The organism is Pseudomonas sp. GL_135 (genome assembly GCF_057834665.1).
In genome coordinates, this window is the sequence record NZ_CM174408.1 from 3,426,644 (window position 1) to 3,449,383 (window position 22,740).

Genomic DNA, 22,740 nt, shown 5'->3' on the forward strand with positions numbered 1-22,740 from the left:
TGAAATTCAAGGCTTGGCGTTTCTCGCCCCAGCAAACCTCAGCCAGATCTGCGGAACTAAACAGCCGAGTCCCCTAAAGCGCCCGATCCAACCGCAAAAATCACGGTTTAACGTGACTTTGAAGGGACAAGCGCAAAAAATAGCGCCGTTTGACGGCAGTGCCCCGGCGCAAGTCACGAAAGCTTGGGGCATAATGCCGCTTTACCGAAACGCCAGTGTCACGCCCTGCCATCGGGCATTTCTGGTGGTTCGTTCACCGTGCGAGGGAATTCACCCCCTCTTCATCTCCGCATTTGCTGCAGTAGGGTTTATTGAATGATCAAGTCTTTGCGTCCGCTATTTATCGCCACCCTGCTTTTGCCCCTCTCGTTCTCCATCGCCGCCGCCCCTATCAACACCGCCCTGCCGCCCAAGGTTCAGGAAGCACTTAAAGCCAGCAAGCTGCAGAACGATGCGCTGTCGCTGGTGATGCTGCCGGTCAGCGGCCCCGGCACCCCTACGGTTTTCAACGCTGACGTGTCGGTCAACCCGGCCTCGACCATGAAGCTGGTGACCACCTACGCCGCTTTGGAAATGCTCGGCCCGACCCACCAGTGGAAAACCGAGTTTTATACCGACGGCACCCTCAGCAACGGCGTTCTGCGTGGCAACCTGTACCTCAAGGGCGGCGGCGATCCCAAGCTGAACATGGAACGCCTGTGGCTGCTGATGCGCGACCTGCGGGCCAACGGCGTGCAGCAGGTGACCGGCGATCTGGTGCTGGATCGCAGCCATTTCGTGCAACCGCAACTGCCGGTGTTTGATGACGATGGCAACGACAAGAACAAGCCGTTCCTGGTGCGCCCCGATTCCTTGATGGTCAATCTCAAGGCACTGCGTTTCGTCACCCGCAACGACGGCGGCAGGATTCTGGTTTCGGTGGAGCCGCCCATCGCCGCCATCCACATCAACAACCAGGTGAAGGCGCTGTCGTCCAGCAAGTGCACCGGTGACGTGCTGTACAACCCGGTGCCGGCAGCCGATGGCGGCATCACCGTCACCGTGTCCGGTCAGTTGGGCGACGGCTGTAATTCCCAGACGTATCTGTCGCTGCTCGACCACCCGACCTACACCGCCGGCGCCGTGCGCGCCATCTGGCAGGAACTGGGCGGGACGATTCTCGGCAAAGACCGTCTGGACGTGACGCCCGGCAGCGCCAAGCTGCTGGCCAAGGCCTTTTCGCCGGACCTGGCGGAGATCATCCGCGACATCAACAAATTCAGTAACAACACCATGGCCCAACAGCTGTTCCTGAGCCTGGGGTCGGAGTTCCGTAACGAGGCAGACGGTGACGACGCCAAGGCCGCACAGCGTGTCGTGCGCCAATGGCTGGCGAAGAAAGGCATCATCGCGACGCACCTGGTGATGGAAAACGGTTCAGGCCTGTCCCGCGCCGAACGGGTCAGCGCGCGGGAAATGGCGCAGATGCTCCAGGCCGCGTGGAACAGCCCGTTTCAAGCCGAGTTCATGAGTTCGCTGCCGCTGGCGGGCATGGACGGCACGATGCGCAAACGGCTGAAACGTACGGCGCTGCGCGGTGAAGCCCACATCAAAACCGGCACCCTGAACACCGTACGGGCTATTTCCGGGTTCAGCCGCGACAGCAATGGCAACACCTGGGTGGTGGTCGCGATCCTCAACGACCCGCGGCCGTGGGGAGCCTCTTCGGTACTGGATGAAGTGCTGGTCAGCCTGTACAACCAGCCAAAACTGGCAAACACGTCCATTTCGCTTCAGCAGTAACGGCCTGCGCCGGGCTGTGCGACGTCGGTCGACGACATGCGCACAGCCCGGCCGCCAATCCTGCATACCCATTCTGCCTACCAGCTCTGGCCCAACCCCAACAAACCGAGAATCTGCTTGCGCAGGTCGACCAGATACGGGTCGTCACGGTGCCGTGGATAGGGACGATCAATGGTCAGCTCGGCCTTGATCTGCGCGGGCCGGTCGCTGAAGACAATGACGCGGTTGGCGAGCAGCAATGCCTCTTCGACATCGTGGGTGACCAGCAGCGCCGTGTAACCCTGGCGCTGCCACAGATCGATCAACTCCTGCTGCATGGCGATCCGGGTCAGCGAATCAAGCTTGCCCAGCGGCTCATCGAGAATCAGCAGCCGCGGCTCGTTGACCAGCGCCCGGGCCAGCGCGACTCGCTGCGCCATGCCGCCCGACAACTGTCGCGGATAGGCCCGCGCGAATTGACTCAAGCCGACCTTCGCCAGCGCCTCATCAACTTTGCCCTTGGTGGTTTTGAGCAGGCCCTGGGCTTCCAGCCCGAGGGCAACGTTGTCCCACACCCGACGCCACGGGTAGAGGGTCGGGTCCTGAAACACCACCACCCGAGTGGGATCCGGTCCGGTGATCGCAGCGCCGTCCGCGGTAAGGCTCCCGCTGTCTGCACCTTCCAACCCCGCGACCAGCCGCAGGAGGGTAGATTTGCCGCAACCGGAAGGGCCCAGCAGGGCAACAAATTCCCCCGGTTCAATCTCCAGCGACACCCGCTCCAGCACCGGCAATTTGTGCCCTTCGAGGGAGAAACCGTGGCTCAGATTATCGATCCGCAGCGCCAGGCCACGACTCGGCTCTGCGCTTGCCGCTCTGGCTGCATTCACCATTTCATTGCTCCTTCCTGCCAGGCCAGCAGACGGTCACGAATCAGAAACAGCGCCGAGATAAGACCTGAACAGGCCAGCGCCATGATCAACAACGCCGCGTACATGTTCGCGTACGCCGCCCAGCCTTGGGCCCATTGCAGGTACCAGCCGATGCCGGACTTCACGCCCATCATTTCGGCCACGACCAAGGTCGAGAACGAGGCGCCGAGGCCCATGAACAAGCCGACGAAAACGTGAGGCAGCGCTGCTGGAATCGCCACCTTGAAAATCAGAAACCCCTGCTTTGCGCCCAAGGTACGGGCCACGTCGTAGTAGGCCTTGTCCACACTCGATACCCCTGACCAGGTCAGCACCGTCACCGGGAACCAGGTCGCCAGAGCAATGAGAAACACACTGGCGCTCCAGCTGCTGGGAAACAGAAAGAAGCACAGCGGCAACAACGCGGTGGACGGCACCGGGCCGAGAATTCTCAACACCGGGTGCAGCCAGTAGCCGATGCTGCGCGACCAGCCGATGGCGACGCCGGCGATGAACCCCGTCAGCGCACCCACTGCAACCCCGCTCCCCAGCAGAATGGCCGAATGAAACAGGCTGTCGGCCAGGCGCGGCCAGTCTTCGACATAGACGTCCAGTAACGCCTGGGGCGGTGCGAAAAACGGCACTGGCAACACGCCGAGTTTGGCGGTGAGCAGCTCCCAGATCGTGAGCAGAATCGGCAGCGCGATCAGCCAGGGCCCGAGTGTGTGCGTACGCGTGACAACGCGCTGAGACCAGCGCCCCGCCACCACCGCCAACAGGATCAGCCCGGTCATGATCAGGCACAGATTCGCCAGGCCCTGGGTCATCGGCCAGAGACGAGTAGCGTTGGGCAGATACACGATCAACAGCGCCGCCACGAACCAGACCACAGCCGCCACCACACCCTGCAGCCAGAATATTCTTGCAGAGGGTTTCGACCGTTCGAGTTCAACAACCAGATCAACTGAAGACATCGGCAGTGATCTCCGCAGCAAAGGCGTTGGCATCGGTGCTTTGACGGATGACCTCGACGGTTTTCAGATCACGCACGTAGGTGGCGATCTCCGCAGTCAACGCCGCGCCGACGGCGTGGTGGCCATGGGTATGATCGTGAAGGATGGCGACGACTTCCTCGGTCGTGGTGTTCAGCGCATACGCCTGGAATCCCTTGGCCACCTCCTCCGGATGCTTGACCGAGTAATCGTGGGCTTCAAGAATCGCCTGCGTCAGCGCGGCCACCACGCGTCTGTCGTCCCGCGCCAGTTTGCCGGTCACGCCCACCACGCAGCAGCTCAGGTTGGCGTAGTCCTCCACCAGGTTGGACGACAGCTCGCGGGCCTTGCCGGCGTTGATCAATCGGTACATGAACGGGTCGCTGCCGCTGACCGCCTGCACCTCCCCACGCTCCAGCGCCGTGCCCAGCAGGTCGGCCGGATACAGGCGCCACTCGACGTCGCGCACCGGGTCGACGCCATGTTTCTTCAGAAGGATGGAAAAGAAGTTGCGGTCAGGGCTGGCCATGTCGGTCACGCCGATGGCCTTACCTTTGAGGTCTTCGAGGGTCTCCACGTTGCCACTGGCCGCCGTGAGCAAACGCAGGCAACCGCCGTGGGTTCCGGCCGTCAACTTGACATCAAAACCTTGCTCCAGCGCTTTCAGCCATCGCAATGCCATGCCGATCCCGGCGTCGGCCTTGCCCGTTGCGATGGCTTCCAGCAGCACCTCTGTTGAATTGCCGAAATTGACCAGTTCGACGTCCAGATTGTGCTTCTTGAAAAAGCCCTGCCCGTGTGCGATGACCACGGGTGCCAGGCACACGGCGTTCAAGTTGATCGCGAGCTTCAATGCCCTGGGCTGATCGAGTTTGATGAACTCCCCCGTGCCCGCGGGCTCGCTCGCCCCGCCACTGGCGTCGGTCCCATGTCCGGCATGCTCTGCGTGTTCGTCCGCAGCCCAGACGCCGCGCGGCAATGACAGCAGAAGTGGTGACGCCAGCGCGGCGCCGGCAAGGCCCAGCACCCGCCGACGGCTCAGTTGATCGAAAACGGCCATGGTGTTCCCTTACCCGGTGAGTGAAATGGTCGTCGCCGAACAAGAATTTTAATAACCAAATTCTGGGGTTTCGCCGACTGCTTAAAACATTAGCACCGACCTTTTAATTAATTAAATTCATTTTTGTTCTATATGACTATGCAAATAGTCTATCTATCGATAGTGACTGTTATGCATCCCCAACAACGTCAACGCTTCTAGTGGGTGCGTGCTGACGGCAATGTCATGCACCGCCTCGTGCACTACCGCTATGCTGCGTGCTCGACCCATCACCGGATTCGCGCCGCCCATGAAGACCTCCAGATCCCAGACCGTCCGCCACGCCCTCCTCCTATCGGGATTGCTCAGCGCACTGCTATCGGCAGCCGTGCCAGCCCACGCCGAAGACAGCAAACCCACCCGCGTGCGCGGCGCCATCACAGCGGTCGAGGGGGACGCTTTGAAGATTCACAGCAATCGCGGGGAGGACTTTCAAGTCGTACTGACCCCTGACACGCAGATTCGCGGCGTCACGTTGGCGCAAGTGTCGGAAATCAAACCAGGCAGCTACATCGGCTCCGCCGCGGTGCCGCTGCCGGACGGTTCGTTGAAGGCGCTGGAGGTGCATGTGTTCCCGCCGGAAATGGCGGGCACGGGGGATGGCCATCGGGCCTTTGACCTCACGCCGGACAGCACGATGACCAACGGATCGGTCGGCGATCTGGTCGCCAGTAATGGCCGCACCATCACGGTGAATTACAAGGGCGGGCAGAAGAAGATCGTCATCCCTGATGACGTGCCGATCGTCAACCTGGTGCCAGGCGATCGCAGCTTGCTCAAGCCCGGTGTGAAGGTGGTGCTGCAGGCGCAGAAAGGTTCGGACAACGCGCTGACGGCGCTGTCGATTTCTGCGGGGGAAAATGGCGTGACGCCGCCAATGTGAAGCGGCCAATGTGCAGGGCTTGTAGCGTTCAAAACCTGCGTGGCGCCGGTAGATGAAACAGCACCGGTCAGCACGCGCAGGTCAATGAATGCAGGGCTGATTCAGAGACAGGTCGCGAGCACCGCGCCACGCTGCTCAATGGCCTTCGCGCCGGGCTTGGCGTAGAAATTGACCTTGGTCATGCCCGCCTTGCCAGCGACATCGGCGAAATACTCGCCTTCGGTGGTATAGACCGTGAACGCGCCAAGGTCACCTTTGGCCATGAACACGTCGGCCACGTCACCGAACAGTTGCACGTTGGCCCACGTGACCTTGATGCACTCGGCAACGGCGACTGCTGGTTTCTGGCTGGTGTAAACCTGCGCCGGCCGTGCCGAGCGCGTCTGATTCAAGCTCATGCAGCCCGTTAACCCACCCGATAACAGGAGCAGCGCCACAGCGCCCGCCCAACGTTTCATGCCAGTCCCGTTCATCAAACGCCCTCTTCCTTAAAAAAGGAGGGATGTTACCAGCAACGTCAAGCGAGCCCCATGGCTAAGCCGTCTGAGCGCTTAATCATCCAGCCCGGCAGGTGGTGCAGCAGGAGCGGCCTTGCCGGGCTTGGCCGGTTTGCCCGACTGGGTGGCGGCCTTCGGCTCGGCGACCGGCGCAGGTGGGGCAGCGGCGGCCGCTTCTTTTTCGGCCATCGGCATCTGGTCGATGGTGCTGAAAATGTCCTTCGGATCGATGGGACCGTTGTGAGTCATTTTCTTCTCACCGTCCTTGCCCACCAGAATCACCTGCGCCTGCTTTTCTGTCTGAGCGCCAAGCTTGAGTTCGCGGATCAGGGCCATGGTGGCCTGGGCATCAAGGTCTTTGCCGTTACGCTGCCCCACGGTATTGATGATGGTGTAAAGCACCATGTCGCGCTTGGCGAAACCCTCCTTGTTGGCGGGTTCGTCCAGATTTTTCTTCAGACTCACCAGCGTCGGGTCCACCGAACTCGACGCGATAACGATCAGTGGACGGGTCTTGCCGCGCTCCTGGGAAAGTGGGCCATCACCGTCGGCAGCCAGCAAGGGGCTCGACACGGCGAACAAAACGGCAAGGGTCAACGACCGGCTCAACATACACACCTCCTCTGGTTTTCCATGCACTGATGATCGCGCATCATGGGAAAAGGTCCAGACGGTAGCGGGAAAAAACCGGATTTATTTCGCGGCGCGCAGAGGCTCGCGGGTATCAAATGGGGTCAAAACGTCCGGCCATAGGGGCTGAGGCGGGATTGAGGAAGGCTGGTCTGACGAGGGAATTTCAGGCAATAAAAAAGGGCGAATCTTTCGATTAGCCCTTTTTTTCACCGCCCAGCAGAGCGGATTTGTTTGGTAGGCGCGATTGGACTCGAACCAACGACCCCCACCATGTCAAGGTGGTGCTCTAACCAACTGAGCTACGTGCCTGCTGTGGGTCGGCATTCTACGGATATTCAAATGACTGTCAACGTCTTTTTCGCCCACTAAGCCTATGAATATGCAAATTATTTCCCCGTAGCATCGACATGGGCGGATCAAGCTACAGCGTCGCCGTCGATCAGCGAGATTCGGGCGGTGAACGCCATGACCGGCCTCCCGATCGCCAGCGGATGCTTGGGTGAATCAATGAGGGCCCTCGACTTGCGCACCGACATGCCGCCTGTCGCCATCATGGCACTTCGGACGAACTTCAGATGCCCAACGATGACAAGGAATCACGACACGGAGATCACTCGATGAACAGATCACTTGCTGCACTCACGCTCGGCTGCGCCCTGACCTGCACTTCCCTCGCGGCGCTGGCGGGCGCGACATCGCCAGACATGGGGCCGCCACCGTCACAGACCGGCATCGACCCGCGCGTCCAGGGCAGTGACGCCGCTCGCCAGGGCGCCGATGTGGACACGCAAACCAAGAAGGGCATCAGCATTGGCGGCGGTACGTCCATGAGCAATGGCACCGGCAATAACAACGATGCCGACCTGCCCGGTGGCGACACCACCAATGGTGGCGGTAGCAAAGGCTCGGGTTCGTCGAGCGCGGGCGGCGCAGGTGGTTGAAGCCTCTCGTACATCTTAGAAATGAAAGGGCGCTTGAACAGCGCCCTTTTCGTGCCTGGATGTCGTGGCTGGCCGTGGTGTTTTGATATAGTGCGCCGCCGCCGCGCCTGAACCAGGGTCTCGGGACCGGGCGTCATCAACAGTGGAGAGCGGCACCGTGGGCATGAAGAAATCAGCGCTGGAACTCAAGCGTGACCTGAGTACGATTGCGGCGAATCTGGAGAGTACCGCAGGGGAAATCAGCCGACTGGCCGAACGGGTCAACGATGTGGACGTGGTCGCGGTGCTGCACTTGATGAATCAGCAGTACAAGGACGCTGACCGCCTGCGCGCCTACGTGGACGAGATCAGAGCGGGCCGCATTACTCGCGCCAAGGCCGAGTGACACGGGCGGTGGATGACCGAACGCCTAAGGTATTCAGACATGCATAAGCAAAAAAGGGTGACCCTCTCGGGCCACCCTTTTTCGTTACCGCCCAGCAGAGCGGATTTGTTTGGTAGGCGCGATTGGACTCGAACCAACGACCCCCACCATGTCAAGGTGGTGCTCTAACCAACTGAGCTACGTGCCTGCTGTGGGGCGGCATTCTACCGGGAATCGAATTGCTGTCAACGTCGATTCATCCCTAAGCCTCTGAATGCCCAAGCTATTTGCGCCGACGGGAGCGAATAGGATCGAGTGTATGCCTCAACAACCGGCGCCTCGCCAGCGCCAGTAGCGCTTCCAACCTGCGACCTCGGCTGGTCGGCCAATTTCATCTCAGGTAGGATCCGCCCATTCGTAAAAAATATAAAACAGGGCTTCCAGGATGACGAACACGCCATACCCCCATTCCTACTACGCCGCTTCCGCCAATCCGGTTCCGGTTCGGCCTCGGCTTCAAGGGGACGTCGAAACCGACGTGGTCATCATCGGTGCAGGTTACACCGGCTTGTCGAGCGCGCTGTTTCTCCTCGAACACGGCTTCAAGGTCACGGTACTGGAAGCCGCCAAAGTCGGTTTCGGCGCCTCGGGCCGTAACGGCGGGCAGATCGTCAACAGTTACAGCCGCGACATCGACACCATCGAAAAAACCGTCGGGCCCAGGGAGGCACAACTGCTCGGCCACATGGCTTTCGAAGGCGCGCAGATCATTCGTGACCGAGTCGCCAAGTACCAGATCCAGTGTGACCTGAAAGACGGCGGCGTTTTTGCGGCGATCACCCCTAAGCAGATGAGCCATCTGGAATCGCAAAAACGTCTCTGGGAACGCTACGGCCACACGCAGCTTGAGCTGATGGACCAGCGTCGCATCCGTGAAGTGGTGGCCTGCGACCATTACATCGGCGGCCTGCTCGACATGAGCGGCGGTCACATCCACCCGCTGAACCTGGCGCTGGGCGAAGCGGCGGCAGTCGAGTCGCTGGGTGGGGTCATTTACGAGCAGTCAGCGGCAACGCGCATTGATCGCGGTGCCAGCCCGGTGGTGCACACCGCCGAGGGCAAGGTTCGGGCGAAGTTCGTCATCGTCGCGGGCAATGCCTATCTGGGCAACCTGGTGCCGGAACTGGCGGCCAAATCGATGCCCTGCGGCACTCAGGTCATCACCACCGAACCTCTCAGCGAAGAACTGGCGAGCACGTTGCTGCCCCAGGATTACTGCGTCGAGGACTGTAACTACTTGCTGGACTACTACCGGCTTTCAGCCGACAAACGTCTGATCTTCGGCGGCGGCGTGGTGTACGGCGCGCGCGATCCAGCCAACATCGAAGCCATCATCCGGCCGAAGATGCTCAAGGCGTTTCCGCAACTGAAGGACGTGAAGATTGATTACGCCTGGACCGGCAACTTCCTGCTGACCTTGTCGCGGTTGCCGCAAGTCGGGCGACTGGGGGACAACATCTACTATTCCCAAGGGTGCAGCGGCCACGGTGTGACCTACACCCACCTGGCGGGCAAAGTGCTGGCCGAAGCGTTGCGCGGACAGGCAGAACGTTTCGACGCCTTCGCCGGCCTGCCCCATTACCCGTTCCCCGGCGGGCAACTATTGCGCACGCCGCTGACGGCATTGGGTGCCTGGTATTACAGCCTGCGGGACAAGCTGGGGTTCTGAATCAGAGGCGATGAACGGCCAACCGTTAACGGGCAGCTGGATTGTTCAGCGCCTTGACCGCCTCGCCCGCCGCCTGTTCCTGCCCGGCCTGGGCCAGATCATTGGCGGCTTTCAACCAGCGTTCACGATCCACCGGCACCGGCACTTGTCGTGGCCCCTGGATCAGTACGGCCCAGTTGCCGGCGTCATTCCAGTCCGAAGTAAACGAATCAAAACTCGTCGTCACGCGCCCCGGCCCGGTGTAGATCAGCACCGTACGTTTGTTCTGATCGAACCCGACCAGCACGCCGTAGCGCTGCTCTTTCCAGAACATGGAACCGTCCGAGAACCGCACCATGACCGGATAACCCGCCGACACCTGGGCCAGCAGATCAGGCAGACCAGGGTCGACGGGGTACACCACAAACCCGTATTCGCGCGCCAGGTTCAGCATGCTGCGCTCGAGCCTGTCTTCGGCGCCGGGCAGTTTCAGCGGTTTTTCCAGAAGGCCCGGCGTCGTCTGTACGCCATGCACGGTCAGCATACTGGCCAGCGCGAATGGCGCGCTTTGATAATCCTTGCCCCGGAACGACGGCACTGCGTTGATTTCCACCCGGTCAGGCAGCGTCTTGTACATCGGCGGGTAGCCGGGCTTCCAGTTATGGGCATTCGAGCAGCCTGCCAAGACCAGCACGGCCGCAAGCGCCAGCCATTTGCGTCGACCTGCAACGCTATCCAATCGCGTCAATGCCCGCACGTTCTTCACTCACTTGACTGATGGCGAGGGATCACGAGATCCGGCCGGAAGGCTGATGATAGAGCCGTCACTGGTTGCGGTATAGCCCGAAACGCTGTCAATGCGAGTGGATAGAACAAAACGGTCACGAGATTCCTACCACCGGTCAATTTTTGGCAACAACAGGAAGACTAGACTGTCGGTTACTAAGAGACGAAGAGAAGAGCCGGAGGAAGCCATGAGCCTCGGAATGACCATTGTGATGTTGATCGCTGCCTGGATGGCCGTTGCGGCCGCCATGTTGTGGGGGGTGATGCGGATTTCGCGTCGCCATCATCCGCATTATCGGGAAACCGAAGCCGCGAAGTCCGTAGAGCGTGCACAACGCAAGCTCCGTCATGCCACAGCGCACTGATACCGCTGTGGACTGATCAATCACCGTACAAATGAAAACGGTCGGTAATGGCATCCCATTCCCGACCGGTTTTTATTGCCCTGCCTTTGACTGCTTCGCGGTTCCTGCTCCGCCCTCAACGGCAGGCGGAGCTTACTTCAGTGTCAGACCTTCTGGCCCTGCGCCTCGGCGTCCAGACGGCGCTGGCGGGACCGACGAACCAGCATGTTCAGCACTTCGATCAGGGCCGAGAACGCCATGGCGGTGTATACATAGCCTTTCGGGACGTGGGCGCCGAAGCCTTCGGCGATCAGCGTCATGCCGATCATGATCAGGAAGCCCAGCGCCAGCATCACCACGGTGGGGTTATCGTTGATGAACTTGGCGAGGGGTTCCGACGCCACCAGCATGACGACCACGGCAGCAATCACGGCGATCACCATGATCGGCAAGTGCTCGGTCATGCCAACGGCGGTGACGATACTGTCGATGGAGAACACCAGGTCGAGCATCAGGATCTGCCCGATAGCGGCAGCCATGCCCAGGGTGACGGTGTTCGACGCGGCTTTCTCGGCTTCGCTTTTGATGTCGACGCTGTGGTGGATCTCGGTGGTGGCTTTCCAGACCAGGAACAGGCCGCCGGCAATCAGGATCATGTCCTTCCAGGAGAACGTCTGGCCGAACACCTCGACCACCGGCGCGGTCAGCTGGACAATCCACGCCACGGTGGTCAGCAGGCCCAGACGCAGGATCAGCGCCATGCTGATACCGATCCGGCGCGCCTTGGTGCGCTGATGAACCGGCAGTTTGTTGGTAAGAATCGAAATGAAGATGAGGTTGTCGATACCGAGCACGATTTCCATGACGACCAGTGTCGCCAGAGCGATCCACGCCGTTGGGCTTGCGGCCAGTTCCAGAAGGTATTCCATATAACGAGTGTCCAGGATCAGTTCAGGGGATAGGGCGGCATTTTAGGGACGGAAACACTTCAGTAAAATTCGTATTTTTCAGGCGTATACTTCGGTTTTCCCGAAGTGACGTCCCCCATGCTCAATTATCGACAGCTGCATTATTTCTGGGTCGTGGCCAAGACCGGCAGTATTGTCCGGGCCTGCGAGCAATTGAACCTCACGCCACAGACGATCAGCGGACAAATCAGCCTGCTGGAGCAGACCTACGGCGTCGAGCTGTTCAAGCGTGTCGGCCGCCAACTGGAACTGACCGAAACCGGCCGCGTCGCCCTCCCCTACGCTGAACAGATGTTCCAGCTCGGTGGCGAGCTCGAAGCGGTGTTGCGCGCGCAGCCCGACGAACAGCAAATCCTCTTTCGCGTTGGCGTCGCCGATGTCGTGCCCAAATCTATCGTCTATCGGCTCATCGCGCCGAGCATGGCCCTCAACGAGCTGGTGCGCATCAGTTGCCGGGAAGACCAGCTCGAACGCTTGTTGGCCGACCTCGCGATTCAGCGCCTGGACCTGGTGATTTCCGACAGCCCGATGCCCTCTCATCTGGACATTAAAGGCTATAGCCAGAAGCTGGGCGAATGCGGCGTGAGTTTTTTTGCCACCCGCGCCCTCGCTGCCCTGTACGGCAAGAACTTTCCCCACGGCATGCAAGGGGCGCCGCTGCTGGTGCCCGGCCAGCAAACGGTGGTGCGCAGCCGCCTGATGCGCTGGTTCGCCGAGCAGAATATCCAGCCGAAGATTGTCGGGGAGTTCGACGATAGCGCGCTGATGAAGGCCTTCGGCAAGTCCGGCAGCGGGATTTTCATTGCGCCGAGCGTCATCGCCGATGAAGTGATCGAGCAATACGACGTCGAGCTGATCGGTCATACCGACGCCGTGACCGAGTCGTTCTACGCGATCTCGGTCGAGCGCAAGGTCAAGCACCCCGGCATCGTTGCGATCACCGAGGGGGCACGCCGCCAGTTGTTTCCGGATTAGGCGTTGCAGGCTGCCGGGTGTGGGCGGACTGTCATCAGCAGCAGGGCCAGCAGGATCGACAGCAGGATAATCCCGGCCGCCGCGAAGCCCAGGCTGCCAAGGCCCAGATGGTCGATCACCCGTCCGCCGATGATCGCGCCAATGCCGATGCCCAGGTTGGCACCGGCGATGTTCAGCGAGGCGGCAAAGGCCGGGGCCTGTGGCGCGGCTTTCATCAGCCGCACGTGGCTGACCAGAAACAGCGCCGCCTGGGTCGCGCCCCACACGGCCAGCGCCAGGGCCAGCGCAGGCAGCGAGTGCATGCTCGGCACCACCATGACCATGCCGCCGATCATGAAGGTGCAGAAGGTCAGGCTGGCGATCAGCGGATGGCGATCCACAAGCCGCCCGCCCAGTGAATTGCCCAACAGGCCCACCGCACCGAAGCCCATCAGGCACCAGCCGACCACGGTGCCGTTGAAACCGGCGAGGCGCTCGAGCATGTCCGCCAGGTAGGTATAGGCCGTGAACATGCCGCTGAACACCAGCACCGAGAGCAGCACATGGCCCTGCATCAACGGGCTGCGCAGAATCCGAAACTGGCTGCGGAACGAGGCTTGGTCCTTGTGCACGCTATGGGGCAAATAGATGAACAGCAGCAGCGCCTTGGCGAAGGCCACCACCGAGAGGATGGCGAAGGCACTGCGCCAACCGATGGCGTCCGAGATCAAGGTGCCAACGGGGATCCCGAACACCGTGGCGCAGACGATGCCGAAGCCGATCTTGGCGATCGCACGGCCGGCATGATCAGGGCCGACGATGTCCACGGCGGTTTCGCTGGCCAGCGCCCAGAACACCGGCAACCCGAGCGCCGGGATCAGCCGCGCCGCCGCCATGACCCAGATAGTGGGCGCCAGCGCTGCAGCGGCGTTGGAAACGCCAAACATGATCAGCACCGAAATGAACAGGCGCTTGCGCTCGAAGCGCGAAAAATACGCGGTCAGAAACGGCCCGAAGCAGGCCACCGTGAAGGCGAACAGCGTGACCAGCAGGCCGGCCTGAGGAATGGTAACGGCCAGGTCGCGAGCGATGGCGGGCAACAGGCCGACGATGACGAACTCTGTGGTCAGCACGGTAAAGCCCGCAGCTGACAGCAGGTAGATGGGGAAAAACATGAAATCTCCAGAACGACGAAACGACCGGTCCTTGCGGAGCGGTCGACCGGATGTGGCTTGAATCAGGACGCGGAGGGTATCAGAACCAGGCGCTTGGGAGCCAGGCGCCGGACGAGCCACGTGTCGCTGCCCGCGCTGAGCCGGGCAGCGAGGTCTGTCAGTAAGCGCCCATGTAGTCGCGCTTGCCGACTTCCACACCGTTGTGGCGCAGCAGATCATAGGCCGTGGTGACGTGGAAGAAGAACTGCGGCAGCGAGTAATGCAGCAGGTAGGTCTGGGTGCTCAGACGCTTTTCTTTTTCGGTGCCAGGGCGCAGCACGATCTCGCGCGCTTCGTTGCCATCGACCTGTTCGGCTTTGATCTCATCGAGGAACGCCAGCACTTTGGTCAGCAGCGCTTGCAGGTCGGCGAAGGTGGTTTCGGTGTCTTCATACTTCGGCGGCTCAAGGCCGGCCAGTCGTGCGCCGGCGCCTTTGGCAAAATCAACGGCGATCTGCACCTGACGCACCAGCGGGAACATGTCGGGGAACAGACGCGCCTGCAGCAGGGCATCCGGCTGAATGTTCTTGGCGGTGGCGTGGGCTTCGCCTTTCGCCAGAACGGCGCTGAGGGCGGTGAGCATTTGCTTGAAGACAGGAATCGAGGCAGCGTAAAGAGAAAGGGTCATGGCAGTTCCTGGGGAAATGAGTCGCACGGAGGCGGACGCGGCTTGTCTTTTACCTCATCCACCCCCTACCCTCATAGCCTTTTCAACGCCTGGGAAATGGGTCATGTCTGACGAGCTGGATTCCGAAAACACCGTTGAAGCCTCGGGTGCGCTGCAGCTGAACAGCACCGAAGTGCGCATTCTGGGCTGCCTGATCGAAAAGCAGGCGACCCATCCCGAGACCTATCCCCTCACCCTCAACGCGCTCGTGCTGGCTTGCAACCAGAAAACCAGTCGCGAGCCGGTGATGAACCTGACGCCCGGCCAGGTCGGCCAGAGCCTGCGCGCGCTGGAAAGCCTGCAACTGACACGCCTGGTGATGGGCAGCCGGGCCGACCGCTGGGAACACCGCGTCGACAAAACCCTGGAGCTGGTGCCGGCGCAACTCATCCTCACCGGCCTGCTGTTGCTGCGCGGCCCGCAAACCGCCAACGAGCTGCTGACCCGCAGCCACCGCATGCACGACTTCGAAGATACTGACGCAGTCGTGCATCAGCTGGACCGGCTGATCGGGCGCAGGCTGGCGGTGCTGATCCCGAAACAGGCAGGCCAGCGCGAAGACCGCTACTTGCATGCGCTGGGTGATCCGGCCGACATGGAGAGCATCCTCGCCGCCCGCGCGAACCCGGCGGAGCGCAGCGGTAGCGGCAATTCGGGCAGCGCGGGCAGCTCGGCGATGGCGGAGAGGGTCGAAGCCCTCGAAGCCCGCATCGCCGCCCTGGAAGAGCGGCTGGCAATGCTGGAAGGTTGAGAGCGGCTCCGAGGAATCCTAAGCCTGGTGCAAAACCTGTGGGAGCGAGCTTGCTCGCGAAGAGGCGGGTACATCCGCTACATATCCGGTGGCTGATACGCCGTCTTCGTGAGCAAGCTCACTCACACATGTCCCCTGCCGCGCGACAGCGTGCTGCCTGAAGATCGGTAGCCAGGCCCACCCTGGCGTTACCCAAGCGCAAGCATCAACCCCGGGCGAACGCCGCCGCGGCCTGATACTGCGCCTCACTCGGCGTCACGCCGGTGTAGAGAATGAACTGCTCCAAGGCCTGTATCGCCGCCACCTGGTCGCCGGTGATCAGGCGCTTGCCGAGCCGTTCGGCCTCGACAACGAACGGCGTTCGCGCCGGCGTGGCGACGACGTCAAACGCGGTATCGGCCTGATCGATGGCGGACACCTCGAAGGCCAGCGCTTCGGCTTGATCACCTGCCATCCCCAACGGCGTGACGTTCACCAGCAGCGGCGGACGCTCACTGCCCAGTTCGGCTTGCCACTCGAAGCCGCAAGTCTGTGCAAGCGCCCTGCCCGCCTGCTCGTTGCGGGCCACGATCAGCCCGTCAGTGAAGCCTGCGTCGCGCAGGGCACAGGCGACAGCCTTGGCCATGCCACCGCTGCCGCGCAGGGCGAAGCGGGTACGCGGCACTTCATGGGTGTCGACCAGTTGGGCGATGGCGATGTAATCGGTGTTGTACGCTTTCAAGTGGCCATCGGTATTGACGATGGTATTGATGGATTGAATGGCGGCGGCGGACGCGTCCAGTTCATCGACGAGTGCAATGCAGGCCTCTTTAAACGGCATCGACACGCCGCACCCGCGAATGCCCAAAGAACGCATGCCGGCGATGGCGGCGGGCAGGTCGTTCGGCGAGAAGGCCTTGTAATAGAAGTTAAGACCCAACTGTTGATACAGGTGGTTATGGAAGCGAACGCCGAAGTTGCCCGGACGTCCGGCCAGCGATATGCACAACAGCGTTTCCTTACTGGCAGTGACCAACATGAAATCTCCCGAGTGGTATTAGAAGACGCCTGGGGAAAGGCGTAGAATCGCGGCGTTCTGGCGCTACACGTTTATAACCGCGTTACAACGGCGCCAGCCCTTGTCATGAAAGTTGTCGAATACCTTACACAAAATTTACCCAACGGCCTCGCAGATAATTCCGAAACCGTTGTCTGAGAAGTTATCCCGTGGCAGTGCCTGAGCGTAACGCAGGCTCGCGACAACGGGAATGAACACCGAGGAACAGTCATGATTCGTCAGATCCCCAAAGTTGCCTTGTTGTTAGGCGCCCTCGCCCTCGCAGGCCAGGCTGAAGCCCATGGCGGCGGCCCGGGCTGGGGTGGAGCCGCCGTGATCGGTGCGGTCGTCGGCGGTGTCGTCGGCGCGGCAGTGGCGTCCGGTCCGGTTTACGCATCGCCCGCGCCGGTGTACTACTCGGCCCCGGCGCCTGTTTATTACGCGCCACCGCCGCCACCGGCGGTTTACTACCAGCCGGCTTATGTCGTTGAACGCCCGGTTGTCTACGCACCGCGTTACTACGGTCCGCCACGTTATTACGGCCCACCACCGGGCTACTACCACGGCTACCACGGTGGCGGTCGCTGGTAACGGCGGTCTGCTCCGGCCAGCAGGGCTGTCGATCAGTGGTCGCCAGCCCTCACCCACCACTGACCCCGCCTCCCTGGCGGGGTTTTTGTTTCCGGGGCGTTCAGGCCGGAACGCCCGGTGTGCGCACATCACCCCATCAGCGTCCCTACCCGCTCATCAATGACAACTATCGAGAGCGGTGATTTTTGCCTCAAGCGATCGCGCCGTACAGTAGCGCCATAGATTGATGGAGGCACTTATGACCAAGGTTCAAATCATGTCGGTTGTCGGCAGCGCAGTTCCCCCTCAGCTTCGTGAGCGCGGGCTGTTGGCGTGCTGGTACCTGATGCAGAACGGCGAGCCCGTGAGTGGTCCTTTGCCTTCACTGCCGGCAGCGCAGGCCCTGTCCCAGCAACTTGAATGCCGCTCGCTCAACAGCTGAAACCCTATTCGCTCTTCCCTGTGAATCGTGCGTTGCTCCGCACACCCCTTTAGCCCGCCTCTTTAATGACGCGGGCTTTTTTTTTGCGCGGTGATCCGGTTTTGATGCGAAACCCTGTTCGGCAGGTGCGCCATGAAAGGCAATTTGACCCTTTTAAATACAGGCTTTTTGGATCCGCCACCTGAACCTGAGCTATACAATCGCGGTTTATTACCGAAACCCCGCACCACCCCATCGACAACTTCAGAAACTTGCTCCTAAAATGCGCCGAACTTGTTGTCGTGCTTGAAAAAAGTCCGACGTTCCACGCTATTTCCATCATTAGTGAGCTTGGCTCTTGAAAATTCGCCCAACCGTCATCGGCCTATTATTTGCACTTACAGGCTGCGCACTTTCCACTGTCGCATTCTCCGCGACGGCGCTGGCCAATGAGCCGGCGGCGTTCAAGCGCGACCCGGCCAATCTGCATCTGGCCTCCGGCAGCTCCATGATCACCGACCTGCAAACCGGTCAGGTTCTGTACGCGAGCAACCCCGACATCGTTGTGCCGATCGCCTCGGTGACCAAGCTGATGACTGCGATGGTCACCCTCGACGCCAAGTTGCCCATGGACGAGATGATCAAGGTCGATATCTCGCAAACGCCCGAAATGAAAGGCGTGTTCTCCCGGGTCAAGCTGGGCAGCGAGCTGAATCGCCATGACATGATGCTCATCACCCTGATGTCATCGGAAAACCGCGCCGCGGCGAGCCTTGCCCACAGCTATCCGGGCGGCTATCCGGCGTTTATCCGGGCGATGAACGCCAAGGCCAAGTCGCTGGGCATGAACCATACCGTGTACATGGAGCCCACCGGGTTGTCGGTCTACAACGTCTCCACCGCCCGTGACTTGACCAAGCTGGCCCTCGCCGCACGCAACTACCCGATGCTGCGCGAGCTGAGCACCACTCCGGAAAAAACCGTGACCTTCCGCAAGCCGAACTACATCCTCGGCTTCAGCAACACCGACCATCTGGTGCGTAAATCCAACTGGGACATCAAGCTGACCAAGACCGGCTTCACCAACCAGGCCGGGCACTGTCTGGTGCTGCTGACCAGCATGGCCAATCGTCCGGTGTCCGTAGTCATTCTCGACGCCTTCGGCAAATACACCCATTTTGCCGATGCCAGCCGCATGCGCTTGTGGATGGAAACCGGCAAGAGCGGTCCGGCGCCGGAAGTCGCGCTACAGTACAAGAAAGAGAAGAACCAGGTGATGCGGCAGAAGGGTTTGCAGGCGTCGGAATAAGCCTTCGCGCCGCATTCAGTGGGCACCCGCCGGGCGCCCACTGATCAATGATTTGCCCTTGCCATGCGCTTGAGTATCACCACCATCCCCACGCCCAGCCCGGCCATGCCCACCAGCAACGCCGGGTAGCTGATCCACCACGGAATCGGCGTGGTCATCATGCTGTATTCCGACATCCCGCCAATGCCCGCCACCAGATTCAACGGCAGGAACACCACGTTGATCAGCGTCAGCTTGCGGAGCAGGTTATTGGTGTTGTTGTTGACCAGATTGCCCCGCGCATCCATCAGGCTGGCGAACACCGTCGAGTAGATATTCGCCTGTTTGTGGCACTGCTCGTTCTCGATGATCATGTCTTCGATCAGCGCCAGGCTGTCGCCGGAAAACTGATGCTTGTGGGCGTGATTGCGCAGACGGGTCAACACCGAGCCGTTGCTGTCGATGGCGTTGATGTAATAGACCAGGCTTTCGCTGAGGTTAAACATCTGCACCAGATGGCGGCTGTCCATCGACGCATTGAACTGCTGCTGCAATTCCCGGGCGATCATCTTGATCACCTTCAGGTGACCCAGATAATGATGGATGTTGTGGAACAGCACCTCCAGCAACACGTCCAGCAGCGTGTGCATCGGCCGATGCTGTCCCAGGTCGCCGAACTGTCTCTCGTCGGCGCAGATCAGCACCATGTGATGGGGGCTGAGCAGCACCCCGAACGATGACACGTCAAAGGAAAAGGTGTCTTTGCCCGAGTAGTTCTCCGGCCGTTTCCAGATCATGAACAGCGCGTCCGGATGAAACTCGATACGCGACACCTCGTCGGGGTCGAGCGCCGAGGCCAGGGCGTGGTCGTCCAGATTGAAGCGCTCCAGCAGCAGCGTCTTCTCCGCCGCATCCGGGTCGCTGAACCACAGCACGCTCGCCTCGGCCTCAGAACATTCCCATAACCTGCCCGCCTCCAGGCGGTGGCCTTTGATCACCGGCCTAACCCGCCAGACCGCGACGTTTGATGTCGAGGCGGCGAATGAATTCCTCCAGCACCAGCGCGTACAGATCGTCCTGCAGCCAGGCGTCTTCGATGCCAGCGTCGAGGTTGGGGTTGTCGTTGACTTCGATAACCACCACGCGGTCGCCGGACTGCTTCAGGTCGACGCCATACAGGCCGTCGCCGATCAGGTTGGCGGTCTTCACCGCCAGGTCCACCACGGCCCGCGGCGCATCATGAACCGCCAGAGTGCGGCACTCGCCGTTGATCTCCGCGTCGATGGCCTTGTGGTTGTAAATCTGCCAATGCCCCTTGGACATGAAGTACTGGCAGGCGAACACCGGCTTTCGGTTGAGCACGCCAATGCGCCAGTCGTATTCGGTGTAGAGGTATTCCTGGGCCAGCAGCAGCACTGAGTGCTCGAACAGCTCCCGCGCCGCGTCCTGCAACTGCTGCGCGTCCTGCACCTTTATCACGCCTTTGGAAAAACACCCGTCGGGGATTTTCAGCACCAGCGGAAAGCCCAGTCGTGCCGCGACGTGCTCCAGGTCATCCGGTCGCTCCTTGTAGAGGATTTCCGTGGCCGGCATGCCGAGCTTGTGGCTTTTGAGCAGGTCGGTCAGGTAGACCTTGTTGGTGCAGCGCAGGATCGACGCGGGGTCATCCATCACCACCAGCCCTTCGCTTTCGGCTTTCTTGGCGAAGCGGTAGGTGTGGTTGTCGACGCTGGTGGTCTCGCGGATCAGCAGCGCGTCGTATTCGGCCAGCCGCGAGTAATCCTTCTTCTCGATCAGTTCAACGTCCACGCCCAGTTGCTGGCCGACGCGGATGAAGTTGTCCAGCGCCTTGCGGTTGGACGGCGGCAACGCTTCCTGGGGGTCATGCAGAATCGCCAGGTCGTAGCGATAGGTGCGGCGCGAGCGCGGCTGGCGCCAGATCTTGCGGCTGAAACTGTCCAGGGACTGAGCGAACTGGTCCTGCTGGTGATCGCGCAGGCGGGTCAAGGCGCCGGTCTTGATGCCGACGATGTGCCAGTTGTCGCGCTTGCGAAACTCCACCAGCAGGATCGGCGCCGGAAACGCTTCGAACAGCTGACGGGCCAGATCCTGCAACGGCGCGAGATCGGTCTGACCGAAATACAGGCTCAGGGTGAACCCCTCGGTTTCGTCATACGGATGGTCACGCAGCGCATGTTCGAGGCGCTTGTCGAGGTCATCCAGGGCCAGGCCGTAAAGGGACTTGCGGGTCAGCTCACTGATGGTTTTCACCGACGGAATCACATGGTGACCCCGGGCTTCGGCCAGCAGCGAGCAGTAATAACCGTGGCCCAGATAGCGGTAACTGCGGCACAGGTTGATCACTTGCACCCGCTGACCGGCAGTGTTCTGGGGCGGGTTTTCCAGGTAGTCCTGGGCGCTGATCAGGTGTTCGCTGGGCAAGTAAGACGACCAGTCTTCGAGCCGCTCCACAACAATCAACAGTTGGCTTCGGGTTGAAACAGGTTTCAGCGGATTGACATTAAAAGTTGCCGAACGCTGAGGTTGTGCTGATACTTCGTCGGTCTTCACCGGCACCGCATTCATGAGTTGATCCTTCGGGAAACAGTCCTTTCTATAAAACATGGCTTTGTAGAAATGTCCCGTTTCGTTACTCACTCTTTACGGTGTCGGACATGAACTTTATATATCGCCTCGCCCAGCCTGCCGATGTGGATGAACTGTTGGTGCTGGAAAACCAGTGCTTTGAATCCGACCGCCTGAATGCCCGCAGCTTTCACTGGATGGTCACGCGGGCCAATGCGCGATTGATCGTGGCGCTGGGCGATCAGCCCGAACAACGCTTGGCCGGTTACGCGCTGGTACTGTTTCATCGCGGCACATCCCTGGGCCGGCTTTATTCCCTTGCGATCAGCGACGCTGCCCGGGGCCAGGGCCTCGGGCAGCAACTGCTGGCCCAGGCCGAACAGCATGCCCTTGAGCGTGAGTGTGCCTATTTGCGGCTCGAAGTCCGTCCGGACAACGCCCCGGCGATTCGCTTGTACGAGCGCAACGGCTATCGCCTGTTCGACCGCATCGACGACTACTACGAAGACCACGCCCCGGCGCTGCGCTACGAAAAACGCATCCGCGAACACGCCACCGGCGTCGCCCGGCATGTGCCCTACTACCCGCAAACGCTGGACTTCAGCTGTGGCCCGGCGTGCCTGCTGATGGCGATGAAAGCCCTGCAACCGCCGCGCGCCATGCAGCGCCACGAAGAACTGCAGATCTGGCGCGAGGCGACCACGGTGTTCATGACCTCCGGCCATGGCGGTTGCAGCCCGCAGGGCCTGGCGCTGGCCGCGTTGCGCCGGGGATTCGAGGTCGGCCTGCAGGTGTCGGTGCGCGGGCCGCTGTTTCTGGCTGGCGTGCGCAGCGAAGAAAAGCGCGAAGTCATGCGCCTGGTGCATGAGGAGTTCAGCCGCGAACTGGCCGACAGCACGGTCCGTCAGCTGGGCAGTGCGCCGCTCAATCTCCGGCAACTGCAACAGGACAATGGCCTGGCACTGGTGTTGATCAGCAGCTACCGACTGACTCGTTCCAAAGCACCGCACTGGGTGTTGGTCACCGGTTGCGATGACGACTTCGTGTACTTGCACGACCCCGATATCGATCACAGCCAACAGCGTCAGGCCATGGATTGCCAATACATGCCGGTCAGTCATAAAGAGTTCGCCGGCATGAGTTGTTTTGGCGCCGACAAACTTCGCGCGGCCGTTGTTTTATATCGACACGGTCAGTCGCTTATATAAACGGCGTCAGGCAAAGCGCTGTTGGCGTAAAGATCCCGTCGTATTGATTGCAGTTGAACAGGCGATCGTAATGAATAGGCGTTCGGCCCTTGGGCAATTAGCAGGATGACGCGTGATGGATAACTCGGTGATCGGTGTGATGATTCTTTCAGCGATCG

General features: G+C 60.8%; 24 protein-coding genes and 2 tRNA genes. 12 read left to right on the forward strand and 14 right to left on the reverse strand.

Features of this window, described 5'->3' with window-relative positions; all coding sequences use genetic code 11:
* Window positions 1-315: 315 nt before the first annotated feature.
* Window positions 316-1,782 (forward strand): D-alanyl-D-alanine carboxypeptidase/D-alanyl-D-alanine endopeptidase, encoded by a 1,467-nt coding sequence (gene dacB, locus AC3ISG_RS15230; protein WP_122624197.1) that lies wholly within the window; start codon window positions 316-318, stop codon window positions 1,780-1,782.
* 77 nt (window positions 1,783-1,859) lie between these two features.
* Here dacB and AC3ISG_RS15235 read toward each other — a convergent pair whose 3' ends face one another.
* Genes AC3ISG_RS15235 through AC3ISG_RS15245 form a run of 3 tightly spaced genes read right to left on the reverse strand, consistent with a single transcriptional unit; the run spans window position 1,860 to window position 4,724 of the window.
* Entirely contained in the window at window positions 1,860-2,654 is a 795-nt protein-coding gene (locus tag AC3ISG_RS15235) for an ABC transporter ATP-binding protein (protein WP_122538175.1), read from the reverse strand.
* Window positions 2,648-3,646 carry an ABC transporter permease gene (locus AC3ISG_RS15240; RefSeq protein WP_485618016.1) on the reverse strand — a complete coding sequence of 333 codons (999 nt, stop codon included), beginning with the start codon at window positions 3,644-3,646 and terminating at the stop codon, window positions 2,648-2,650. The genes AC3ISG_RS15235 and AC3ISG_RS15240 overlap by 7 nt, the downstream gene beginning before the upstream one ends.
* Entirely contained in the window at window positions 3,633-4,724 is a 1,092-nt protein-coding gene (locus AC3ISG_RS15245) for an ABC transporter substrate-binding protein (protein WP_489297345.1), read from the reverse strand. Before AC3ISG_RS15245 ends, AC3ISG_RS15240 begins: the two co-directional genes overlap by 14 nt.
* Before the next feature lie 289 nt (window positions 4,725-5,013).
* Between AC3ISG_RS15245 and AC3ISG_RS15250 the strand changes: the two genes are divergently transcribed.
* Window positions 5,014-5,646 (forward strand): DUF5666 domain-containing protein, encoded by a 633-nt coding sequence (locus tag AC3ISG_RS15250; protein WP_489297346.1) that lies wholly within the window; start codon window positions 5,014-5,016, stop codon window positions 5,644-5,646.
* A gap of 101 nt (window positions 5,647-5,747) precedes the next feature.
* On the opposite strand, the gene AC3ISG_RS15255 is transcribed toward AC3ISG_RS15250, so the two are convergent.
* From AC3ISG_RS15255 to AC3ISG_RS15265, 3 genes are all read right to left on the reverse strand, one after another.
* Window positions 5,748-6,044, reverse strand: a complete 297-nt coding sequence (locus AC3ISG_RS15255) for a 2-oxoacid ferredoxin oxidoreductase (protein WP_489297347.1) — start codon at window positions 6,042-6,044, stop codon at window positions 5,748-5,750.
* 153 nt (window positions 6,045-6,197) lie between these two features.
* On the reverse strand, window positions 6,198-6,755 hold the full coding sequence (locus AC3ISG_RS15260) for a DUF4174 domain-containing protein (RefSeq protein ID WP_122624192.1): 558 nt from the start codon (window positions 6,753-6,755) through the stop codon (window positions 6,198-6,200).
* A 253-nt stretch (window positions 6,756-7,008) separates the two neighbouring features.
* A tRNA-Val gene (locus tag AC3ISG_RS15265) sits at window positions 7,009-7,085 on the reverse strand.
* A 308-nt stretch (window positions 7,086-7,393) separates the two neighbouring features.
* On the opposite strand from AC3ISG_RS15265, the gene AC3ISG_RS15270 reads away from it, so the two are divergent.
* A complete protein-coding gene (locus AC3ISG_RS15270; protein WP_122624191.1) occupies window positions 7,394-7,717 on the forward strand; it encodes a hypothetical protein in 324 nt (107 codons plus the stop codon).
* Between the two features lie 163 nt (window positions 7,718-7,880).
* Entirely contained in the window at window positions 7,881-8,102 is a 222-nt protein-coding gene (locus AC3ISG_RS15275; protein ID WP_241043642.1) for a hypothetical protein, read from the forward strand.
* A gap of 110 nt (window positions 8,103-8,212) precedes the next feature.
* On the opposite strand, the gene AC3ISG_RS15280 is transcribed toward AC3ISG_RS15275, so the two are convergent.
* Window positions 8,213-8,289, reverse strand: a tRNA-Val gene (locus AC3ISG_RS15280).
* Window positions 8,290-8,526: 237 nt separating this feature from the next.
* Here AC3ISG_RS15280 and AC3ISG_RS15285 point away from each other — a divergent pair.
* Window positions 8,527-9,810, forward strand: a complete 1,284-nt coding sequence (locus tag AC3ISG_RS15285; protein ID WP_489297348.1) for an NAD(P)/FAD-dependent oxidoreductase — start codon at window positions 8,527-8,529, stop codon at window positions 9,808-9,810.
* Window positions 9,811-9,835: 25 nt separating this feature from the next.
* Here AC3ISG_RS15285 and AC3ISG_RS15290 read toward each other — a convergent pair whose 3' ends face one another.
* Window positions 9,836-10,537, reverse strand: coding sequence for a peptidase C39 family protein (locus tag AC3ISG_RS15290; RefSeq protein ID WP_241072764.1), 702 nt, complete (start codon window positions 10,535-10,537; stop codon window positions 9,836-9,838).
* 226 nt (window positions 10,538-10,763) lie between these two features.
* Between AC3ISG_RS15290 and AC3ISG_RS15295 the strand changes: the two genes are divergently transcribed.
* On the forward strand, window positions 10,764-10,940 hold the full coding sequence (locus AC3ISG_RS15295) for a hypothetical protein (protein ID WP_163023169.1): 177 nt from the start codon (window positions 10,764-10,766) through the stop codon (window positions 10,938-10,940).
* 143 nt (window positions 10,941-11,083) lie between these two features.
* Here the strand turns inward: AC3ISG_RS15295 and AC3ISG_RS15300 are convergent, their stop codons facing one another.
* The gene (locus AC3ISG_RS15300) at window positions 11,084-11,848 is read right to left on the reverse strand and encodes a TerC family protein (RefSeq protein ID WP_122538159.1); all 765 of its coding nucleotides are present in this window, start codon (window positions 11,846-11,848) and stop codon (window positions 11,084-11,086) included.
* 117 nt (window positions 11,849-11,965) lie between these two features.
* Here AC3ISG_RS15300 and nhaR point away from each other — a divergent pair, with 117 nt between their 5' ends.
* Window positions 11,966-12,862: a transcriptional activator NhaR gene (gene nhaR, locus AC3ISG_RS15305; RefSeq protein WP_272634142.1), complete on the forward strand. Its 897-nt coding sequence runs from the start codon at window positions 11,966-11,968 to the stop codon at window positions 12,860-12,862.
* Here nhaR and AC3ISG_RS15310 read toward each other — a convergent pair.
* Together AC3ISG_RS15310 and AC3ISG_RS15315 are read right to left on the reverse strand one after the other, a co-directional pair.
* The gene (locus AC3ISG_RS15310) at window positions 12,859-14,016 is read right to left on the reverse strand and encodes an MFS transporter (RefSeq protein ID WP_489297349.1); all 1,158 of its coding nucleotides are present in this window, start codon (window positions 14,014-14,016) and stop codon (window positions 12,859-12,861) included. The two genes, nhaR and AC3ISG_RS15310, sit on opposite strands and share 4 nt — an antisense overlap.
* 157 nt (window positions 14,017-14,173) lie before the next feature.
* Window positions 14,174-14,683, reverse strand: coding sequence for a DUF1993 domain-containing protein (locus tag AC3ISG_RS15315; RefSeq protein ID WP_489297350.1), 510 nt, complete (start codon window positions 14,681-14,683; stop codon window positions 14,174-14,176).
* A 103-nt stretch (window positions 14,684-14,786) separates the two neighbouring features.
* On the opposite strand from AC3ISG_RS15315, the gene AC3ISG_RS15320 reads away from it, so the two are divergent.
* Window positions 14,787-15,473, forward strand: a complete 687-nt coding sequence (locus AC3ISG_RS15320; RefSeq protein WP_122538151.1) for a DUF480 domain-containing protein — start codon at window positions 14,787-14,789, stop codon at window positions 15,471-15,473.
* A 205-nt stretch (window positions 15,474-15,678) separates the two neighbouring features.
* Here the strand turns inward: AC3ISG_RS15320 and AC3ISG_RS15325 are convergent, their stop codons facing one another.
* Window positions 15,679-16,491, reverse strand: coding sequence for a shikimate 5-dehydrogenase (locus tag AC3ISG_RS15325; protein WP_489297351.1), 813 nt, complete (start codon window positions 16,489-16,491; stop codon window positions 15,679-15,681).
* A gap of 249 nt (window positions 16,492-16,740) precedes the next feature.
* On the opposite strand from AC3ISG_RS15325, the gene AC3ISG_RS15330 reads away from it, so the two are divergent.
* The 3 genes from AC3ISG_RS15330 (at window position 16,741) to pbpG (ending at window position 18,809) form a co-directional block, all read left to right on the forward strand.
* Window positions 16,741-17,100, forward strand: coding sequence for a hypothetical protein (locus AC3ISG_RS15330; protein WP_489297352.1), 360 nt, complete (start codon window positions 16,741-16,743; stop codon window positions 17,098-17,100).
* A gap of 238 nt (window positions 17,101-17,338) precedes the next feature.
* The gene (locus AC3ISG_RS15335) at window positions 17,339-17,521 is read left to right on the forward strand and encodes a hypothetical protein (protein WP_122538145.1); all 183 of its coding nucleotides are present in this window, start codon (window positions 17,339-17,341) and stop codon (window positions 17,519-17,521) included.
* A 337-nt stretch (window positions 17,522-17,858) separates the two neighbouring features.
* Complete coding sequence (gene pbpG / locus AC3ISG_RS15340; RefSeq protein ID WP_122624185.1) at window positions 17,859-18,809, forward strand: D-alanyl-D-alanine endopeptidase; 951 nt, start codon at window positions 17,859-17,861, stop codon at window positions 18,807-18,809.
* 44 nt (window positions 18,810-18,853) lie between these two features.
* Here pbpG and AC3ISG_RS15345 read toward each other — a convergent pair whose 3' ends face one another.
* Both AC3ISG_RS15345 and AC3ISG_RS15350 read right to left on the reverse strand, forming a co-directional pair.
* Entirely contained in the window at window positions 18,854-19,786 is a 933-nt protein-coding gene (locus AC3ISG_RS15345; RefSeq protein WP_272634135.1) for a magnesium transporter CorA family protein, read from the reverse strand.
* Between the two features lie 4 nt (window positions 19,787-19,790).
* A complete protein-coding gene (locus AC3ISG_RS15350; protein WP_489297353.1) occupies window positions 19,791-21,374 on the reverse strand; it encodes a RimK family ATP-grasp domain-containing protein in 1,584 nt (527 codons plus the stop codon).
* An 89-nt stretch (window positions 21,375-21,463) separates the two neighbouring features.
* Between AC3ISG_RS15350 and AC3ISG_RS15355 the strand changes: the two genes are divergently transcribed.
* A complete protein-coding gene (locus tag AC3ISG_RS15355; protein ID WP_489297354.1) occupies window positions 21,464-22,582 on the forward strand; it encodes a GNAT family N-acetyltransferase/peptidase C39 family protein in 1,119 nt (372 codons plus the stop codon).
* Window positions 22,583-22,740 lie beyond the last annotated feature (158 nt).